Source organism: Phaeobacter sp. HF9A (assembly GCF_011806385.1).
Lineage (GTDB): Bacteria > Pseudomonadota > Alphaproteobacteria > Rhodobacterales > Rhodobacteraceae > Epibacterium.
In genome coordinates this window covers 1-19,500 of the sequence record NZ_JAATOX010000049.1, presented here as the reverse complement: position 1 = coordinate 19,500, position 19,500 = coordinate 1, and the positions used below count along the sequence as shown (strand labels likewise).

11 protein-coding genes are annotated in these 19,500 nt (G+C 65.7%); 5 read left to right on the top strand and 6 right to left on the bottom strand.

Features of this window, described 5'->3' with window-relative positions; genetic code table 11:
- Positions 1-147 precede the first annotated feature (147 nt).
- From HCZ87_RS10655 to HCZ87_RS10645, 3 genes are read left to right on the top strand one after another with little or no spacing between them, the layout of a single operon-like run.
- Positions 148-5,592 carry an alpha-2-macroglobulin family protein gene (locus tag HCZ87_RS10655; RefSeq protein ID WP_167643740.1) on the top strand — a complete coding sequence of 1,815 codons (5,445 nt, stop codon included), beginning with the start codon at positions 148-150 and terminating at the stop codon, positions 5,590-5,592.
- Positions 5,589-7,754: a penicillin-binding protein 1C gene (gene pbpC / locus HCZ87_RS10650; protein WP_167643739.1), complete on the top strand. Its 2,166-nt coding sequence runs from the start codon at positions 5,589-5,591 to the stop codon at positions 7,752-7,754. The genes HCZ87_RS10655 and pbpC overlap by 4 nt, the downstream gene beginning before the upstream one ends.
- A 35-nt stretch (positions 7,755-7,789) precedes the next feature.
- Complete coding sequence (locus HCZ87_RS10645; protein ID WP_254868596.1) at positions 7,790-8,692, top strand: 2-keto-4-pentenoate hydratase; 903 nt, start codon at positions 7,790-7,792, stop codon at positions 8,690-8,692.
- A 172-nt stretch (positions 8,693-8,864) separates the two neighbouring features.
- Here HCZ87_RS10645 and HCZ87_RS10640 read toward each other — a convergent pair whose 3' ends face one another.
- From HCZ87_RS10640 to HCZ87_RS10625, 4 genes are read right to left on the bottom strand one after another with little or no spacing between them, the layout of a single operon-like run.
- Positions 8,865-10,907 carry a hypothetical protein gene (locus tag HCZ87_RS10640; protein ID WP_167643738.1) on the bottom strand — a complete coding sequence of 681 codons (2,043 nt, stop codon included), beginning with the start codon at positions 10,905-10,907 and terminating at the stop codon, positions 8,865-8,867.
- 49 nt (positions 10,908-10,956) lie between these two features.
- Entirely contained in the window at positions 10,957-13,722 is a 2,766-nt protein-coding gene (locus HCZ87_RS10635; RefSeq protein ID WP_167643737.1) for a DUF4159 domain-containing protein, read from the bottom strand.
- Positions 13,719-14,627 carry a DUF58 domain-containing protein gene (locus HCZ87_RS10630; protein ID WP_167643736.1) on the bottom strand — a complete coding sequence of 303 codons (909 nt, stop codon included), beginning with the start codon at positions 14,625-14,627 and terminating at the stop codon, positions 13,719-13,721. The genes HCZ87_RS10635 and HCZ87_RS10630 overlap by 4 nt, the downstream gene beginning before the upstream one ends.
- Entirely contained in the window at positions 14,624-15,631 is a 1,008-nt protein-coding gene (locus tag HCZ87_RS10625) for a MoxR family ATPase (RefSeq protein WP_167643735.1), read from the bottom strand. Before HCZ87_RS10625 ends, HCZ87_RS10630 begins: the two co-directional genes overlap by 4 nt.
- Positions 15,632-15,696: 65 nt before the next feature.
- Here HCZ87_RS10625 and HCZ87_RS10620 point away from each other — a divergent pair, with 65 nt between their 5' ends.
- Entirely contained in the window at positions 15,697-16,278 is a 582-nt protein-coding gene (locus HCZ87_RS10620; RefSeq protein WP_167643734.1) for a DUF1285 domain-containing protein, read from the top strand.
- Between the two features lie 268 nt (positions 16,279-16,546).
- Entirely contained in the window at positions 16,547-17,314 is a 768-nt protein-coding gene (locus tag HCZ87_RS10615; RefSeq protein WP_167643733.1) for a hydroxypyruvate isomerase family protein, read from the top strand.
- A gap of 135 nt (positions 17,315-17,449) precedes the next feature.
- On the opposite strand, the gene HCZ87_RS10610 is transcribed toward HCZ87_RS10615, so the two are convergent.
- Positions 17,450-17,833, bottom strand: a complete 384-nt coding sequence (locus HCZ87_RS10610; protein WP_167643732.1) for a hypothetical protein — start codon at positions 17,831-17,833, stop codon at positions 17,450-17,452.
- Between the two features lie 631 nt (positions 17,834-18,464).
- A complete protein-coding gene (locus HCZ87_RS10605; RefSeq protein WP_167643731.1) occupies positions 18,465-19,403 on the bottom strand; it encodes a phage protease in 939 nt (312 codons plus the stop codon).
- Between the last annotated feature and the right edge of the window lie 97 nt (positions 19,404-19,500).

Sequence of the window (19,500 nt, the reverse complement as noted above, 5' to 3'; positions counted from 1 at the left end):
CTAACTCCAGTCCTACTCTCGGCCCCTACCTGCGGTTTCAATTTCGCAGCCAATTCTTAATTTCGCTTTAGCGCTGTTGGTATGTTGCACATGCTTGCTATGAGGTTAATCGCGTGTCAGCTTTGTGCTGGTGACAAGGAGGATTCCATGCGGCGCCTATTGATTTCATTCATATTTATTTTTTCTCATGTATTCGCCCCCCTGGCTTTCGCCGAGGAAGAGATCCCGCCTCTGCCGGCGGTGCGATATATCACCCAGCCGGATACGGATCATTTTGGCGCCGACCTCCAGGCGCTGTTCGAGACCTCGCTCGACTCCTGTCAGCGGGCATGCGCTGGCCAGTCGGCCTGTGTCGGCTTTGTCTTCAACACCCAGTCAAATGCCTGTTTCCCCAAAACCGATCTGCGCGATCCCTCGCCTTTTGTCGGGGCGCTGACAGTGCGCAAGCTTGTGGTTGATAGCGGGCTGATGGCGCAGGCCACCGAACGGGCGGCGCGTCTACGCGGGATCTATCCGGGTGATTTTTCCAGCGCGCGGGAGATCGCCACTCAGATCGGCACCCAATTCCCCCTGAGCGGGCGTGATCTGGATACGCTGATTGATGGTGCGCATCGCTTTAAACAGGGGCAGAACTTTACCGGGGCGATGCGCTGGATGGGCGAGGCCGTCGCGATCACCGATGCGCCGGATCTCTGGCTGGAGTACGCGCGCTATCTTGCCGCGATCCCCACCGACAGCAACAGCACCAAACGCAAGAACCGCGAGGCCTCCTTTGCGGCGGCGTTGAATGGCTATCTGCGCGCCGAGTCTCCCCAGCTTCAGGCCGCCGCCCTGACCGAGGCCGCCCGCCGTCTGGAACAGATGAACCGCGGCCGCGACATGATCGCAGTGTTGCGGCTAGCGCAGGATCTTGCGCCGCGCCAGGAGGTCGAGGATCTGCTGGACAACGCCATCGGCAAATACGGCTTCCGGGTCACCGATACCCGGGTGGAGGCCGACAGCGCCGATCCGCGTATGTGTATCGAGTTTTCCGAAGACCTTGTGAAAGCCGGCGTCACCTATGGCGATTACATCAAGAGCGAGGCCGAGGGTCTGGCGGTTGAGGCCAATGGCAGCGAGCTTTGCCTCACCGGTCTGACCCATGGCCAGCATCTGCGCGTGACCCTGCGCCGGGGCCTGCCTGCCGAAAGCGGCGAAGCCCTGATCAAGGATGTGTCCCTCAGCCAGTATATCCGCGACCGCAGCCCCTCGGTGCGCTTCCCCGGGCGCGCCTATGTGCTGGCCCGCGCCGATGTCACCGCGCTGCCGGTGGAAACCGTCAACCTCGAAAAGCTGGATCTGAAACTCTCGCGCGTCAGCGACCGCAACCTGCTGCGCAGCATGCAGGAGAGCTATTTTGCCCGGCCACTGGATTATTGGCAGGTCGAGGATTTTGATGACACCATGGCAGAGCTGCTCTGGAGCGGCACCGCCGAGGTGAAACAGGATCTCAACCGCGATGTGACCACGCGCCTGCCGCTGGATGATGTGCTGAAGGATCAGCCCGTCGGGATCTATGTGCTCAGCGCCGCGGTGCCGGGTGCCGATCCCTATGACGACCCGGCGGCGACGCAGTGGTTTGTGCTGACTGATCTGGGGCTCAGCTCCATGTCCGGGGCGGATGGCCTGCATGTGCAGGTCATGGGGCTGTCTGATGCCAAACCCCGCGCGGACGTCGAGGTGGAGCTGGTTTCCGAGGCCAACGCCGTCATCGCCCGCACCACGGCGGACGCGTCGGGCTATGCGCATTTTGCCCCCGGCCTGACCCGGGGCAGCGGCAGCGCCGCCCCGGCGATGCTTCTGGCGCGGGCAGGGGAGGAGGATTTTGCCTTCCTGTCGCTGCGGGATGCGGCCTTTGACCTTTCGGATCGCGGTGTCGAGGGGCGCGCGGCCCCCGGTCCTGTCGATGTCTTCCTCGCCACGGATCGCGGCGCCTATCGTGCGGGTGAGGTGATTAATGTCACCGCCCTGTCGCGTGACCCGAGCGCCCAGGCCATCGAGGGGCTGCCGCTGATCGCGGTGCTGAAACGCCCGGATGGGGTGGAATACTCCCGTCATATCTCCGACGGTGTCGGCGCGGGCGGGCATGTCTTTGCCCTGCGGGTAGGCGAAAGCGCGCCGCGCGGGGCCTGGGCGGTCGAGATCTACGCCGATCCCAAGGCCGCCGCCCTGGCGCGGCAGACCGTTCTGGTGGAGGACTTCCTGCCCGAGCGTATCGACTTTGACCAGAGCATCCGCAACGCGGATCTGTTGCAGCCGGGCGGTCAGCTGCTGGTCGATATCGACGCACGCTTTCTGTTCGGCGCACCCGGCGCTGGCTTGAGCGTCGAGGGCGATGTCTCCCTGCAACCCGTGCGCAGCATTGCGGCGCGGCCCGGCTATCGCTTTGGCGCCTATGATGCCGAAACCACCCGGCTGACCCGCTATTTCGACGCCGAAAAGACCGATGCAAAGGGCCTGAGCGTCGCCGTCGCCTCCCTGCCGCGTGCCTCCACCGACGGGATGCCGCTGGAGGCCAGCCTGCGCACCCGGATCTCGGATGGCTCTGCCCGCCCGGTGGAGCGTGCGCTCACCGTGCCGGTGCGCCCCGCCACGCCGATGATCGGCCTGAAACCGCAGTTCGAGGATGATGTGGTCGCCGAGGGCACCACAGCCGCGTTCGACATGATCGCGCTGGGCCCGGATCTGGAGCCGACACCGATGCAGGTGCATTGGGTGCTGAACCGGGTGGAGACCCGCTATCAGTGGTATCAGCTCTATGGCGATTGGCAGTGGGAACCGATCACCCGCCGCACCCGCATTGCCGCGGGCGATGCGCTGTTGGGTGGCGACCCGGTCGAGGTCTCTGCGCCGGTGGACTGGGGCCGCTACGAGCTGGTGGTGGAGCGTTTGGACGGCGACTATGTCACCGCGTCGCAGGATTTCTACGCGGGCTGGTACGTTCCTGCCTCCGACGCCCAGACCCCCGACCGGCTGGAGCTGTCGCTGGATGCCGAAAGCTATACGCCCGGCGACACCGCGCGGCTGCGCATCGTGCCCCCGGCAGCGGGCACCGCGCTGATCTCGGTGATCGGCAGCGAGTTGATCCACCGCGAGGCAGTCGAGGTGCAGGCGGGCGAAAATGTGATCCCGCTGGAGATCACCGCCGATTGGGGCAGCGGCGCCTATGTCAGCGCCTCGGTGATCCAGCCCGTCGCCGCGCGCCAGGGCCACAGCCCCACCCGCGCGCTGGGGATCGCCCATGCGACGGTGACGCAGCCGGGCCAGGAGCTGGAGGTCGCAATTGAGGTGCCAGAGGTCACCCGCCCGCGCCAGACGGTCGAGGCACAGGTGCAAGTTTCCGGTGCCGCGCCGGGGCAGCAGGTCTATCTGACGCTGGCCGCCGTGGATGTCGGGATCCTCAACCTCACAGGTTATAAAAGCCCCGACCCGGTTGGCTATTTCTACGGCCAGCGCCGGTTGGGCATGGAGCTGCGCGACATTTATGGCCGCCTGATTGATCCGGGCAATGGTGCCCTGGGGCGGCTGCGCTCCGGCGGCGATGCTGGGATTGGTGCGGGTTTCCAGTCGCCGCCCCCGACGCAGGATCTGATGTCGGTCTTCCACGGCGCCGTGCAGGTGGACGAGACAGGCCAGGTGTCCTTGCCGATTGATCTGCCGGATTTCAACGGCACGGTTCGGCTGATGGCTGTGGCGTGGGCTGACCACTCGGTCGGGCAGGCGGAGGCCGATATGATCGTGCGCGATCCCGTGGTGCTGACGGCCTCGCTGCCGCGCTTCCTCGCACCGGGGGACCAAAGCCGCATCCGGCTGGATATCACCCATGCCGATGGTCCCACCGGCGAGGTTGGCCTCAAGGCCGAGGTGATCGGCGCCGGGCTGGAGCTGGGGGATCTCCCCGCCAGCGTGATGGTCAGCGAACAGGGCCGCGTGCTGCTGGAGCTGCCGGTCAGTGCCAGCGCGGTCGGCGACCCGGCGGTGCGGCTCAGCCTCACCACGCCGGGCGGCGAGGTGCTCGCGCAGACCCTGCGCCTGCCGGTGCGCGCCAACGACCCGGAGGTCTCCGACACCAGACGGTTCTCGCTGGCGGGTGGCGACAGCTTCCTGTTCAACGCGGATGTGTTTGACGGGCTGCGCCCTGGCTCCGCCCGCGCAGTGATGTCGGCGGGACCGCTGGCGAAATTCGACGTGCCCGGGCTGATGTCGCAACTGGATCGCTACCCCTATGGCTGCACTGAACAGGTGACCTCCAAGGCGCTGCCGCTGCTTTACCTGTCCTCGGTGGCAGAGGCGGCCGGTCTGGGCGACGGCCCCAAGGTGGACGAGCGCATCAATGCGGCGATCCGCAAGGTGCTGACCCGGCAGGCGGCCAATGGGGCCTTTGGTCTCTGGCGCGCCGAGAGCGGCGATTTCTGGCTCGACGCCTATGCCTCGGATTTCCTGAGCCGGGCACGGGCGAAAGGCTACACAGTGCCGGATCAGGCCTTTGCCCGCGCCATGGACAATCTGCGCAACCGTCTGAACTACGCGCCTGATTTCGACAAGGGCGGCGAGGACGTGGCCTATGCGATGCTGGTTCTGGCGCGCGAAGGCGCGGCGGCGATGGGGGATCTGCGCTACTATGCAGATGCGAAGGCCGAGGCCTTTACCACCCCGATGGGCGCCGCACAGCTGGGCGCGGCGCTGGCCGCCTATGGCGATCAGCGGCGGGCCGACAAGATGTTTGCCCGTGCGGCGCAGATGATCGCGGGGCAGGGGGCAGAGAACGCCGTTCTGCGCGCCGACTATGGCACCCATCTGCGCGATAGCGCGGCGGTGCTGGCGCTGGCGATCGAGGCTGGCAGCACTGCGGTGAACCGCGACTACCTGACCGCGCGCGTGGCAAAGGGAGACCGCTATCTTTCCACCCAGGAAGCCAGCTGGAGCCTGATGGCGGCGCAGGCGCTGGTGGATCATCCCGAAGATTCCGGTCTGATGGTCAATGGTCAGCCGGTCTCTGGCGCCTTTGTCGAGGTGATGGAGGGGGCGGCTCCCGCCGAGCTCTCGATCACCGCCTCCTCCGGGCGGGCAACGGATATCACCTTGACCCGAATTGGCGTGCCTTTTGTGCCGCCAGAAGCGCAGGGCTATGGCTTTGGGCTGACGCGGGACTATTACACGCTGGAGGGCGAAGAGGTGGATCTGAGCTCGGTCGAGGTTGGCACCCGGCTGGTGACGGTGCTGCGGGTGATGCCGCATGAGGACATCGGCGCGCGCCTGATGGTGAATGATCCGCTGCCTGCGGGGCTGGAAATCGACAACCCCAACCTCTTGCGCTCCGGTGATGTGAGCGAGCTGAACTGGCTGAACCTCTGGGACGCGGATCACGTGGAATTCCGCGCGGATCGGTTCCTGGCGGCGGTGACCTCCTCTGGCGATAGCACGATCACGCTGGCCTATATGGTGCGCGCGGTCAGCCCCGGGGTGTTCCGCCATCCCGCGGCGGTGGTCGAGGACATGTATCGCCCGGCCTATCGCGCCAATACGGCGGCGGGACGGTTGCGAATCCAATGACGCCGACAAGGCTGTCGCGCCTGTTGCAAAGGCGGTGGCGCCCCTCCCCTGCCGGGGAGGGGCGCGTCCTGACCGTTCGGTCAGGAGGGGGCGCCACGCGCCCCCGACGACGCGGCTGGGAGAGTCTCAGAACAGCTCTGTTGGCGGTTTTGGTGCTGACAGTGCTGGCGGGGCGCGGGGTGGATCACTGGATCGAAACCACGGTCTTGCCGCATACCGTGGCAGAGACCTCGGTTGAGCTGCGCGACCGCTCCGGGCGGCTGCTGCGGGCCTATCCGGTTGCTGATGGGATCTGGCGCATGCAGGTCGGGGTGGAGGAGGTCGATCCCGCCTATCGCGCCATGTTGATCGCCTATGAAGACAAACGCTTTTACAGCCACGCCGGGGTCGATCCCATGGCGATGCTGCGGGCCGTGGGGCAGGCGCTCTGGCATGGGCGGACGGTCTCTGGCGGCTCCACGCTGACCATGCAGGTGGCGCGGCTTCTGGAGGATGGCACCACAGGGCGCTGGTCGGGCAAGCTGCGGCAGATGCGGGTGGCGCTGGCGCTGGAGCGGCGACTGAGCAAGGAGGAGATCCTCTCGCTCTATCTTACCCATGCGCCCTTTGGCGGCAATCTGGAGGGGGTACGCGCCGCGAGCTTTGCCTGGTTTGGAAAGGAACCCTATCGGCTGATCCCGGCCGAGGCGGCGCTTTTGGTGGCCTTGCCACAGTCACCGGAGACGCGTCGCCCTGACCGTTCGGTAAGTTCAGCCAGGGACGCAAGGGCGCGCGTGTTGCAGCGGGCGCAGGCGGCGGGGCTCTTGACGGCGGAGGCGGCGGATCAGGCAACACAGGCGCGACTGCCGCAAGAGCGGCGCAGCTTTCCGCTGCTGGCCCCGCACCTGGGCGATCAGCTGCGGGCGGAGGCTCCGACGCAACGGCGGTTTGACGTGACCCTGGATGCGGAGCTTCAGGCGCGGCTTCAGGAGATGCTGCGCCGCCATGTCGCCGCCGGGGGCGCGCATCTCAGCGGGGCGATGATCGTGGCGGATCACCAGAGCGGCGAGATCCTCGCCAGCCTGGGTGCTGCCGATTACACCGACACGGCGCGGCGCGGGTTTGTGGATATGACCCGGGCGCGGCGCTCGCCGGGCTCAACGCTGAAACCGCTGATCTACGGGCTCGCCTTTGACGAGGGGCTGGTGCACCCCGATACGGTCATGCGCGATGCGCCGATCTCTTTCAACGGCTATGCGCCGCAGAATTTCGACGGTCTGTTTCGCGGTGACATTCGGGTGCGCGATGCGTTGCAATTGTCGCTCAACACGCCGGTGGTCACCCTGACCGATGCGCTGGGGCCCTCGCGGGTGATGGCGGGCATGCGGCAAGCGGGGATGACGCCGGAGCTGCCCGGGGGCAAGGCCGGTCTGGCGATCAGCCTCGGCGGGGTTGGGGTCAGCCTGCGCGACCTGGTGCAGCTTTATGCGGCGCTGGCGGAGGGTGGCGTCGGGCCGCAGTTGCATGCGGTGGCCGGCGCCACTGGTCAAACGCAGCGGCTGATGTCGCCGGTCGCTGCCTGGTATCTGGGCGATATCCTGCGCGACCTTCCGGCGCCAAGCGGGCATCATAGCGGCGTGCTGCCCTATAAGACCGGGACCTCCTACGGCCACCGGGATGCCTGGGCGGTGGGCTGGGACGGGCAACATGTGATCGGCGTCTGGTTTGGCCGTGCGGATGGCACGCCGGTGCCGGGGAGCTTTGGCGCGGGACTGGCGGCACCGGCGCTGTTTGAGGCCTTCGCCATGCTGAAGCCGGAGCTGTCACCGCTTGCGCCACCGCCTCCGAACGCCCTGATCCTGACCTCGGCGGAGTTGCCGCAGCCCTTGCAGCGCTATCGCGCGCGCGGCGAGGTATTCTCTGACGCAGGCGCCGGGGCACCGGAGGTGATGTTCCCGCCCAGCCGAGCAAGGATTGCGCCGGTGGGCGGGCGGCTGGCGATGAAGCTGCGCGGCGGACGGCTGCCCTTTACCGTCTTGGCAAACGGGGTTCCGGTGGCCCGGGGTCTGCGGTTGCGCGATCTCGACCTTCCGAGCCCCGGGCCAGGCCACGCCACGCTTGTGGTGATCGACGCAGAGGGGCAATCTGCCCGGGTCGCTATCGAAATCGAGGAGGCGGGCTGATGTCCGCGTATCGTTGGGGAGGGGGCCAAATGAGCATGAGCCGACATCAGACAGGTCGCGCGCCGGGTTGGACCAAACGCGGAGGTATCTGCGCCTTGCTTGCGGGGGCGCTGTTGGCTGGCAGCGCCATAGGTGCCATGGCGGATTGCGCCCGCGAGGAGGACATCGCGCGGTTCGTCTCCGACTACATGGCGTTTGAGCCGACCGAGGCGCTGGGGGTGGGAGGCAGCATGATCGACGCGCTTTGTACTCAGGCGCGGCTGGCCGAGGCGCTCAGCCTGCATCTTGGTCCGGTGATCGGCTATAAGGCGGGGCTGACAAGCGCCCCCGCGCAGGAGCACTTTGGCGCCAGTGAACCCGTACGCGGGGTGCTCTATCGCGACATGATGCTCGAGGACGCTGCCGTGGTAACAGCGCCCTGGGCGAGCGTGGCCATGGTCGAGGCGGATCTCGTACTCGAGATCCGCGATTCCGCGGTCAATGCGGCGGTGACGCGCGAAGAGGTGATGCGGAACGTCAGCGCCATCTACCCTTTTATCGAACTGCCAGATCTGGCGCTGGCGCAGGGCCAGGACATGACGCCGGAAACGATCACGGCGATGGGCGTTGGCGCGCGGCTTGGCGTTCTGGGTGCGGCGCTGCCGGTGGGTGATCCTGCCGCGATGACCGAAGCGCTGGCCGAGATGCAGGTGGAGCTGCGCGACGGCACGGGGGAGCTGCTGACCACCGCGCCCGGGACCGCCGTTCTGGGACATCCGGCAGAGGCTGTTCTCTGGCTGCACGGCGCGGGAGTGACCTTCAAGGCAGGAGATCTGGTCTCGGTTGGCTCCTTTGGGCCGCTGACACCTGCACAGAAGCTGAAGGGCGGTGCGTCTGTGATTTATCGGGGGCTGCCCGGTGATCCAGAGGTCACCGTGTCATTTGCCGGATCGTCCTGAGGCAGAGAGATGTTTCGCCTCGGGCTTTGCCCGAGGCGACCCGCGCCGCGCCTTTGGCGCGGCGCTCGGCCCAACGGGCCGATGGGACCCTTTGGGTCACAAGGACGGGCGGGAGCGCCACCCGTCTTGATGAGATGCCCTGCGACTGGGCACTGACAGGGCAGCGCGTTGGCTAGCTCCGCCCTTCCCGCAGCCAGGCCCCGATCAGCAGTGCCGCCGCGAGCAACAGCAGAAGCCAGGGTGGCAGCAGCTGAGATTGGGTGACAGCTGTGGTCTCATAGGCACCACGTGGCAAGAGACCGATCCAGCCCCGTCCCGCCGCGGGTCTGCCCTCGCGGATATCGCGGATCGCAGGCATCCCCGCCTCCAACGCCATTGCGCCCCCCCGTTGAGCGCGGATCGCGGGCTCCATGACATTTGCGCTGGCGATCGTCTGCTCGAACTCGCGCGGGGCGGCGGGGCCAAGGCCGATCACCGCGTGCTGATCGCCTTCGACAAGGTGGTAGAGCCCGATCTGGTCGCTCTCGAAACGACCCACCCAGAGGCCGGGGCGGCTTTCGCGCAGCTCAACCTCTGCCGTCTCGCCATCCGGCATCGTCACCTCGACCGGCCCGACGCTATCGCCAAGGGTGCGGCGTTCGATGCGCATGCGCGGGCCATTGGCCTCGGCGGTGAGGATCTCCTCTTCCAGCTCCGGCTCTTTCATCATCCAATGGGCCAGACGGCGCAGCAGCTCCAGCTGCGGCCCGCCGCCCTCATAGCCGCGACTCCAGAGCCAGGCATGATCCGAAGCGAGCAGCGCCACGCGTCCCTCGCCGACCCGGTCTAGCGTCAAGAGCGGGCGGTCGTCGATCCCCTGCATCAGCGTGTTGCCACGGGTGGTTTCCAGCTCCACCTGCCGCATCCAGCGGCCCCAGCTGTCGGCGCCGGTCAGCTCCGCCGTGACCGGATGTTGCAGGCCAAGCGGGCTGAGGTGCGGGCGATAAGGTTCTTCCAGCACCCGCGCCGAGGGGCGCGCGGGCAGCACTGAGGCAAGCGGCGTGCGAAAAATACTGTCGGCGCTGGCAAAATCCGGCCCGGCGGCCACCAGCACCGCACCGCCGTTGCGCACGTAATTGGCGACATTCTCCAGATAGGCCGAGGGCAGGATGCCGCGCCGCTTGTAGCGGTCAAAGATGATCAGATCGAAATCCTCGATCTTTTCCAGAAACAGCTCGCGGGTGGGGAAGGCAATCAGCGAGAGCTCATCCACCGGCACCCCGTCCTGCTTTTCTGGCGGGCGCAGGATGGTGAAATGCACCAGATCAACGGAGCTGTCCGATTTCAACAGGTTGCGCCAGGTGCGCCCGCCGGGATGCGGCGCGCCAGAGACCAGAAGCACCCGCAGCCGGTCGCGCACGCCGTTGATCTGCAACAGCGCGGTGTTGTTGCGCGCGGTGAGCTCGCCCTCAGCCTCCGGCACCCGGAATTCGATCACGTTGCGGCCCCCATGCGGCAGGGTCAGCGGCAGGTCGAAATCGACGCCGACCGGCAGGCGGAAGCTCTGCGCCGCACCGCCATCGACGGCGATCTGCAACTCGGTCAGGCGCTGGCCGGGGGGCACGGCGCCCTGATCCTCGACGCGCAGGGTCAAGGTGATCGGCTCGCCGATAATGCCAAAGGAGGGTGCGTTCTTCACGATCAGCCGCCGGTCCCAGTCCTCGGCGTGGCCGGTCATCAACAGATGCAGCGGTGCAGGCAGGTCGGGCGTGCGCTCGATGTCATGCACCTGCCCATCCGAGAGCGCGATGATCCCCGCCACCCGGGCGCGGGGTTCGTCCGCCAGCGCGCGGGTGAGCGCCTGCATCAGCTGTGTGCCGCCATCGTCTGGGCTGTCCTCGACGCTGATCCAGCGCAGCTCGGTGTTGCCCCGCGCGGCGAGGGCCGCCTCCAGCGCGCCGCGGGCCTCGGTCATTTGGGCCGGGCGGTCCGACAGGGTCTGGCTTGCGGTCTTGTCCTCGGCCACGATCACGATATCGCTCAGCGGGCTGCGGTCCTCGACCTGCCGCACCGGTCCGGCCAGCGCCGCCAGCAGAACCAGCGCCGCGCCCGCGCGCAAGCCCCAGCCGCGCAGCCGTCGCCAGATTGCCAGCGCCAGCGCACAGAGGCTCAGCCCCGCCAGGGCAATCAGAACCGGCCAGGGCACCAGCGGATCAAACAGGAGTGTTTGCGTCATTGCGAGTGCGCTCCTTGGGGGGCTGCGGCGGGGATGTTTACTGTTCGGGTCATTGGCCCAGCCGATCCAGCAGGGCCGGCACATGCACCTGATCGGATTTGTAGTTGCCGGTCAGCACATGCATCAGCAGGTTGACGCCAAAGCGCCGGGCCAACTCGCGCTGACGCTCGCCGGCAAAGCCGCGCCCGACCGGATAGAGCGGCGCGTTGTTGTCATCCACCGCCCAGGCAGCGGCCCAGTCGTTGCCGCCGATCACCACCGGGGTCACCCCGTCGTTGAGGTTGCGAAAGGGCAGCCCCTCAACCTGCTGGGCATCCGCGGGCGCCGCTTCGACCCAGACCGGGCCACGGGGATGGCGGCCGGGGAAATCCTGAAGCAGGTAAAAGGCGCGGGTCAGCACATGATCGGCGGGCAGCGGCTCCAGCGGCGGGATGTCCAGCGGCAGGGCGATCTGTTGCAACCGCCGCGCCGCACCGCTGGTCGCCCCCGCCGCCGCAAGATCCGCGTCGCGGGTATCAAACAGGATCATGCCGCCGCTGCGCATATAGGCGTTGAGCCTGGCATAGGCCTCGGAGGAGGGCAGCGGCTGGTTGGCGGTGACCGGCCAATAGAGAAAGGGAAAAAACGCCAGCTCATCCGTTTCCAGATCGACGCCATGAGGCTCGGCCGGTTCCACCGAGGTGCGCAGTCGCATGACATTGCTGAGGCCGCGAAGCCCCTCGGCGGAGACGCGGTCGGTTTGGGGATCCCCCGTGCGTACATAGGCCAGCGTCAGCTCCGAGGTCAGCTCGACCGGGGTGTGATCGTCCTGCGCCGTTGCAGGCTGTGGCATGGCTGCAAGGCCGATCCCGGCCACAAGCGCCAGCCCCGCGACCCGCGCGGGCGACCAGAGGCCCGAAACCAAAAGCGCGGCCGCGATGTCCAGCGCGATCAGCACCAGCGCGGCGCTCAGCAGAAGGCCGCCAAGCGGGCGTTCATCGGCGCCCTGATAGGTCAGCACCGGCACCGAGGCAGGCCAGGTCGCAGCCTCCAGCCGGTCGTCGCCGCGCAGCACGTTGCGGGCATAGGCGCGGCTGCCGCTGGTATAGAGCCCGGGGCGCAGCTCCGGCCCCGCCGGGGCGGCAATCAGATCGGGGCCCGCCACCCCTGCCAGCGCATCCGCATCGCTCAGGCGACCAAAGCCATCAAGCACCTCCACCGCCTGCCAGCGGGTGCCTTCCAGATCCTCGGCAGCGGGCGGTTTGGCCGCCGAGGACACCGCCAGACGTTCCAGCATATCGACGAACAACCCCGACAGCGGCAGGCTGCTCCACTCCGCATTGGCGGTGACATGAAACAGCACCACCTGTCCCTGGCCCAGGGATTTGCGGGTCACCAGCGGCGTGCCATCGCTGAGCTCGGCGATGACGCGATTGGCCAGCTCCGGGTCGGGCTGCGCCATCACCTGCGAGCTGACGGTGACCTCCGGCGGGATATCCAGCCCGTAAAAGGGCGTGCCCTCGGCAAAGGGTGCCAGCGCTTTTGGCTCGCCCCAGCTCATGGCGCCGCCGATGCTGCGGCCACCGATGCGCAGCCGGACCGGCAGCAGCGGCTCCTCGTGATCGCGGGCGGTGTCGCTGGCGGCCAGTCGCGGCCCCGCAAAGCGCAGCAGCAGCCCGCCGTTTTCCACCCAATCCACCAGCTCGGCTTCCTGATCGGGGGCCAGTCGCGCCACATCGGCCAGCACGATCACATCCGGCCTGGCGGGCAACAGATCGGCGAGCGCGCCTTCCAGCAGCTCCGCCGTCGGTGCCAGCGCCTGCCGCAGATAATGGAGCGGCGACAGCAGCGCCAACCCTTCGTCACTGCTCCGGGCGGAGATCAGCGCCACCTCGCGCCGCCGCAGCCGATCATCGGTCAGCGAGACCGCCCCGGCGGAGCGGCTGTTCAGGATTTCGAACCGGCTGATCCGGGCGCGCAGCTCCATGGGCAGGGAGAGGGCCCCCTCGGCCTTGGTGGCGCCGGGATCAAACTCCAGCGTCGCGGCGGCCAGGGCGCGCTCGCTGCCGCCGGGATCAAGACCAAGCGCCTGCACGGTGATCTCCTGCGCCAGCCCTGCGCTGCTACGTTGCGCGTGCAGCGCGATGACACCATCCTCATAGGTGGCGGGCAAGAGGCCCAGCGTCGGACTTGGGGGCTGAAACACCTCGATGTCGCCGCGTTCGGCCAGGGTTGCGACCAGATCGGCGCGTCCCGGCATGGCGATCCCATCACTGAGCCAGAGCGTGTCAAAGCCGCCCTCAACCGCGGCGATGGCCTCCTCTGCGGCGGCAATCTGGGCAGGGGCGGCGACCCAGGGCTGCGGCTCCATCCCGGGCAACTGGCGGCGCCATTGCCCGGCGGCGAGAAAGCGCAAGGGCTCCGGCGCGGTCAGCCGCAAGAGCGCCACGGTGCGGCCCGCACGCCCGGCCTCGTCCAGCTCCGCTTCGATCTGGTCGCGGGTCTGGCGCCAGTGCGGCGCCCCGGCCCAGCTTGAATCCAGCACGATCAACAGAGGCCCGCTGCCGTTCTGTTCCTGGGTCGGGTTCAGCACCGGCCCCGAGAGGCCAATGATCGCCGCCGCCACCGCCAGCATGCGCAGCATAAGCAGCCACCAGGGGGTGCGGTCCGACAGGCTCTCGTCATCCTTCAGGCCCAATAGCAGGGTGACCGCCGGGAACAGCTGCCGTTTCGGCGCCGGAGGGATGGCGCGCAAAAGCAGCCAGAGGATCGGCAGCACCAGCAAGCCCAGCAAAAGCCAGGGGCTGGCAAACCCTATGCCCGCGATCATCGTCATCTGCGCCGCTCCAATGCGTGATAGAGCCAGAGCAACCCGGATTGGGCGCTGTCGCCGCTATGATGTATGCCAAAACTCCAGCCTGCCGCGCGACAGAGGGCGGAGAGCGCATCGCGCCGTTCCGCCAGCCGCTCCAGGTAGCGGTCCCGCAGCGCCGAGGCTTTCAGCGTTTCATGGCTCAGATCCGCGCCGGGGCCCTCAAAACGGGTGCGCCCGGCAAAGGGAAACAGCTCCTCGCTCGGGTCCAGCACTTGCAGGAGCACCCCGCGCACGCCCCGGTCGGCGGCTTTGGAGAGGGCGATTTCCAGCTCCTCGAAGGGGCCGAGGAAATCGGAGATGAACAGCGCCCGCGCCTGCGGGATCAGGGCGCGATGTTCCGGCGGCGCATAGGTCGCGTCTTCCCGGGTGGTCAGATGCTCGGCCAGCCGCAGGATCTGCATATTGCCGCGCCGGGGGGGCAGCAGCCCGCCGGTCAGCCCGATCCGCTCGCCGCCGCGCACCATCAGCACCGCCATGGCAAGCCCAAGGAGGCGCGCCCGGTCGATTTTCTGCGGCAGGTTTTTGTCCGAGGCAAAGCGCATCGACTGCCCCTGATCGACCCAGAGATGCACCGTCTGGGCGATCTGCCATTCCCGCTCGCGCACGAATTGCATGTCTCCTCTCGCTGACCTGCGGTGGTCGATCATGCGGGCGCTGTCGCCTTGCTGCACCGGGCGATATTGCCAGAAATCATCGCCCACGCCAGAGCGCCGCCGCCCATGTTCGCCCAGCAAGACCGCCCCGGCCAACTGCTGCGCCTGCACCAGGAGTGGCGGCAACAGGCTGGCGGCCTCTTCGGCGCGGCTGCGGATCGCGCCGGCGGCCCCACGCGCGGGCCTGCTTTGGGAGGCGGCGGGATGGCTCACGCGGCGGCCTCGGTCCGGCGCAGCTGGCTGGCGGTCTCGTCAATCAGATCGGCGAGGCTGTCGCCCCGCGCCCGCGCGGCAAAGCTCAGCTGCATGCGGTGGCTCAGCACCGGGCGGGCCATATTGATCACATCCTCGGCGTTGGGCGCCAGCCGCCCCTGCAACAGGGCGCGCGCCCGCACCGCCAGCATCAGCGCCTGCGCGGCGCGGGGGCCAGGGCCCCAGGCCACGGTCTGCGCCACCCGATCCGAGACGCCGGGTTCCTCGGGGCGGAAGGCACGCACCAGATCGAGGATCAGCTCGACCACCGACTCGCCCACCGGCATCCGGCGCAACAGGGTCTGCGCGGCGATCAGCTCGGCGGCGGTGAACACCTGATGCGCTTCTTCTTCTGCAACGCCGGTGGTGGCCAGCAGGATTTCGCGTTCGGTGTCCCGGTCGGGATACTGCACGTCGATCTGCAACAGGAAGCGGTCCAGCTGTGCTTCGGGCAGCGGATAGGTGCCCTCCTGCTCAATGGGATTCTGCGTTGCCAGCACATGGAAGGGTATATCCAGCGCCCGGTTCTCGCCCGCCACGGTGACAGTCTTTTCCTGCATCGCCTGGAGCAGCGCCGATTGCGTCCTTGGGCTGGCACGGTTGATCTCATCCGCCATCAAGAGCTGGCAGAAAATCGGCCCCTGCACGAATCGGAAGGCCCGGCTGCCGTCAGCGGCGGTGTCCAGCACCTCTGACCCCAGAATATCGGCGGGCATCAGATCCGGGGTGAACTGCACCCGGTTGCCATGCAGCCCCATCACCGTCGAGAGCGCCTCCACCAGCCGCGTCTTGCCCAGCCCCGGCAGGCCGATAAGCAAGCCATGACCGCCGCACAGCAGGGTTGCAAGCGTCAGATCCACCACCCGCTCCTGCCCTATAAAGCGGCGGGTGATCGAGGCCCGCGCCTCTTGCAGCTTGCCTTCCAGCGCTTCGATGTCGGACAACAGATCCTGTGCTTCGCTCATGACTTTCCCTTCCCTGGGCTTATATGATGTGGAGTGTATCGCGCAGAGATGGAATGGCAAAACGAATGAGTGGACAAAAAGCTGTGACACCGGATGTTGATGCGCTTGCCGCCAGTGTTAAGGCCAGTGGCAAAGGCGGATTGCCGCCGGTGCATCTGTGGAATCCGCCGTTCTGCGGCGATATCGACATGCGCATCGCGCGCGATGGCACCTGGTTCTACCTCGGCACGCCGATCAACCGCTTTGCGCTGGTCAAGCTGTTCTCCTCGATCCTGAAGCGCGAAGACGGCAAATATTTCCTCGTCACGCCGGTGGAAAAAGTCGGCATCACGGTGGAGGACGCCCCCTTTGTCGCCGTTGATTTCGAGGCATCCGGCACCGGGCGGGAACAGGAGCTGCGCTTCACCACCCATGTCGGCGATACGGTCACGGCAGGCCCGGATCACCCCATTCGGGTGGATCTCGATCCCGATACGGGCGAGCCCTCCCCCTATGTGCATATCCGCGCCGGGCTTGAGGCGCTTATTGATCGCAAGAGTTTTTATCGGCTGATGGATCTCGCCGAGGTGCAGGAGGGCTGGTTCGGGGTCTGGTCCGGTGGCGCATTTTTCCGCATTCTGTCGGCGGGCGAGCTGGATCTCGCCTGATCCTCACGCCGAGCCTTGCCCTCGGGCTGCGCACACGCCACAGTTGAAGGCAGCCGTTTGATCGGCGGGGAGTGGCCGAAAACGCCATTCCGTTAAAATTGCACAAAACAAGGGCGTTCTCTTCTGCCCGCTGCACGGGCATATCCCATCTCAAGATGAGAGCCGATGCAGTTCAAACTTAAATTAAAGCCCGCCACGAAGACGTCCGGTCTGTGCTATAGTGGGCGCACTGTCGGACAGGGAACTGCACGCGTAGCAGGAGGTGAGAATGCCAAGGTTCGCAGCCAATCTATCCATGCTCTTTGCAGAGCTCCCCTATCTGGACCGGTTTTCCGCCGCAGCGGCAGCCGGGTTCAAAGCGGTGGAAGTGCTGTATCCCTATGAATTTGCAGCAAAGGAAACCCAGCGCGCGCTGATGGCCAACGGGCTGGAGCTGTTGCTGATCAATGCCCCACCGCCGAATTATACCGGCGGCGATCCCGGGTATGCGGCGGTGCCGGAGCTGGCCGACCGCTTTCAGCGCGACATCCGCCGGGTGCTCCGCTACGCCGAAGTGCTCAGGGCGGGTCGCATTCATATCATGGCGGGACCGGCCAAGGGCGAGGCCGCGCGCGAAACCTTTGTGCAGAACCTGCGCGCAGCGGCGGACTCCGCGCCCTATCAGCAGTTCACCATCGAGCCGCTGAACGGCGGCGATTTCCCCGGCTATTTTCTCGACGATTATAATCTCGCGGTAGAGATCCTGGACGAGGTTGGCCGCAACAACGTGACGCTGCAATTTGACGCCTATCATGCGCAGATGATCCATGGCGATGCGCTCAAGGTCTGGGAGATCTTTGGTCACCGGGCCAGCCACGTACAATTCGCCGCCGCCCCCTCGCGCTGTGAACCCGGGCGCGGCCCGCTGGACTTCGACGCGCTTTTTGCCGCGATTGATGACAGTGGCTACCAGGGTTGGGTCAGTGCCGAATATACCCCCAGCACCCCCCGCACCGAAGACAGCCTGCGCTGGATGGGCGCGTTGCAGGCGGCCTGATCGGGCCCCGGCCCTGGGGGGGTGGGGAGGGCCTCCGTCAGGTACAGTTGTTAGTAATCACTCAGCCTGATACCGCCATTTCAGCAGGTTTGATACCGGAAGAGGCCGGTCTATCTCGGTAGTTCTCGGATGGGGTTATCGGCGTGCACTGTGGAACCAGTCATGAATAGCACTCTTGCCGACACATCTTTCAGGTGGAAACTGTTGGGCTATGGCCTCCGCCAGTGCCTCAAAAGTCATGACTTCAATGCGCGCCAGAACGAAGGCCCGCAGTTCAGCGTCGGCATCAATCCGACGCGGGCGGCCCGGGTGGTGAAGGCGTCGGTGCGAAGCAGCGTTTGATGCAGGTTTAAAGGCTGTGCCAGGACCTGGTGTAAGAGCGCTCTTGAGACATGTCTTTGCCGCTTGAATCGTTGCATCAACAGCTTCAAGATTGGCCAAGGCTTTGGTCAATTGGTGATGAATTTCCTGCGACGAGAGCGTTTCAGGTGCTTCAGGCATTGAATTTGCAGCGCACATTTCTACACTCACTCTCGCAGGCGTGACACGGTGATATTCTCGCGGCCGTAGCACGATCTTGGGATCGGAGCGCCATGTGGGGTTTCCGGCTTGACCGGGAGCGAGGCCCCATCGCCTGCGCGCACCCCTGACACACTCAAGCCGCGCTCCGGACGTTATACTGCGCAAGATACATACGCACAGAATTATCTGTTCGGCGAATGGTCCGCGCGATTTCATTCACGGGCATTCCTTGCCAGTGTAGAAATGCAGAGATCCACGCATTTGCCAAGGGTACGCGGCGTTGCAAGAGATGCGACACATCTGCCAATGCCCGGACATGCTCCGCTCCGATCAGCGTTTCAATCCGCGACCGCCCTTTCGGGTTTCGCGGGGTAAAGAGTTCAGATCCTCCAAGTTTCAAGAGAAACTGCACTGTCAATTCTGGACCAAGCACATCGACATAGGGCTGCACTTGCGCGGTGGGTTTGGGAAGCGGGCGAGTTGGCACTGACATCTGTATGCTCATCCAAAATCGTTCTGTCTGTCATTCCCCGGTTCGTATCGGGGGGTACGAACCGGGGAGACACGCGGCTGAACACAACGAGGAGCGAACAGCTGCGCAGTTGTGAGATACGGGAACCGACGTACCTCAATCGTTGAGCGCGTCAGGACGCAGCGCCAGTTGCGCACAAATTGCCGCAGCTTCTGACGAGCTCGACGCCGCCTGGCCAACACCATTTCCAGGATAGGATGGCAGTGGATTTGGTTTGTTCAAATGGGAGTAAGCCCCAGGCATCGAACTGGAAACGAAGGTGTCAAATGCCGCCTCGTCTGTCCGGCACAGCGCAGTGGCCCACTCTTTCATGCGGGGCAGGATGATGCCGTTTTCTACAGCGTCAGAGACCTTGCCCGCGATCCGGCTTTCAGCTTGAGTTGAAAGCTGTTGGTTCCGATCCTTCATGAGTTCCTGAACCGCTTCAATGGGAACGAAGCGCGTGGGATCGTGAGACTGTGCAGCCGTTTCAAGGCGAACATCTCCTTTGAGTGCTATAACCGCGTCAAGAACCGCTTGGGGGTCGGCCTCGGTTGGCAGGTTCAGAGCTTGCAGCAGTTGCTGCATAAAGTCCTGATTTTCGGGCATGGCGTGTTCCTGACTTGCAAGCGCTTGAAGTTGGAGATTGGGATTGTGAACCAGCCCTGCACCTTTGAGACTGGTGATTGCCTTGCTGCGTGGTTCAAAGAAGAAGGATGGACTGAGGTAGCGGTAAGCCTTGGTCGAGATCAGTTCGCGCGCCTGTGCGGTCCATTCGACCCGGCCCCAAAGCCCAACAGAATCCGCTTTCAGCTCCTTGATCCAGCCAGCGGCGGGCACAGGGCCGACGTGCCCTTCAGGCTTGCGGTCGTTCTGATGTTCATAGTCAATCGGCAGATCGACCCCGGATTGATTGAAAGCCTGAATAACCAGTTGTGGGTCAGACAAGGCGAATTGCCTACCGTCCCGCCCAATCATTTGCCCAGACGGGAACAGATGGACCCAATCCGGCGCTTTGCCGGATAGCTCACATGTTGCGCTTGCTTGGTTCAGCATCTGATCACTCGCTGAGGAACGGGGTGACGATCAACTTGGCGGTGCCTTTCCACTGGTTGGTTTCACCACCAGCGCCAAACTCCGAATTCAGCAACTT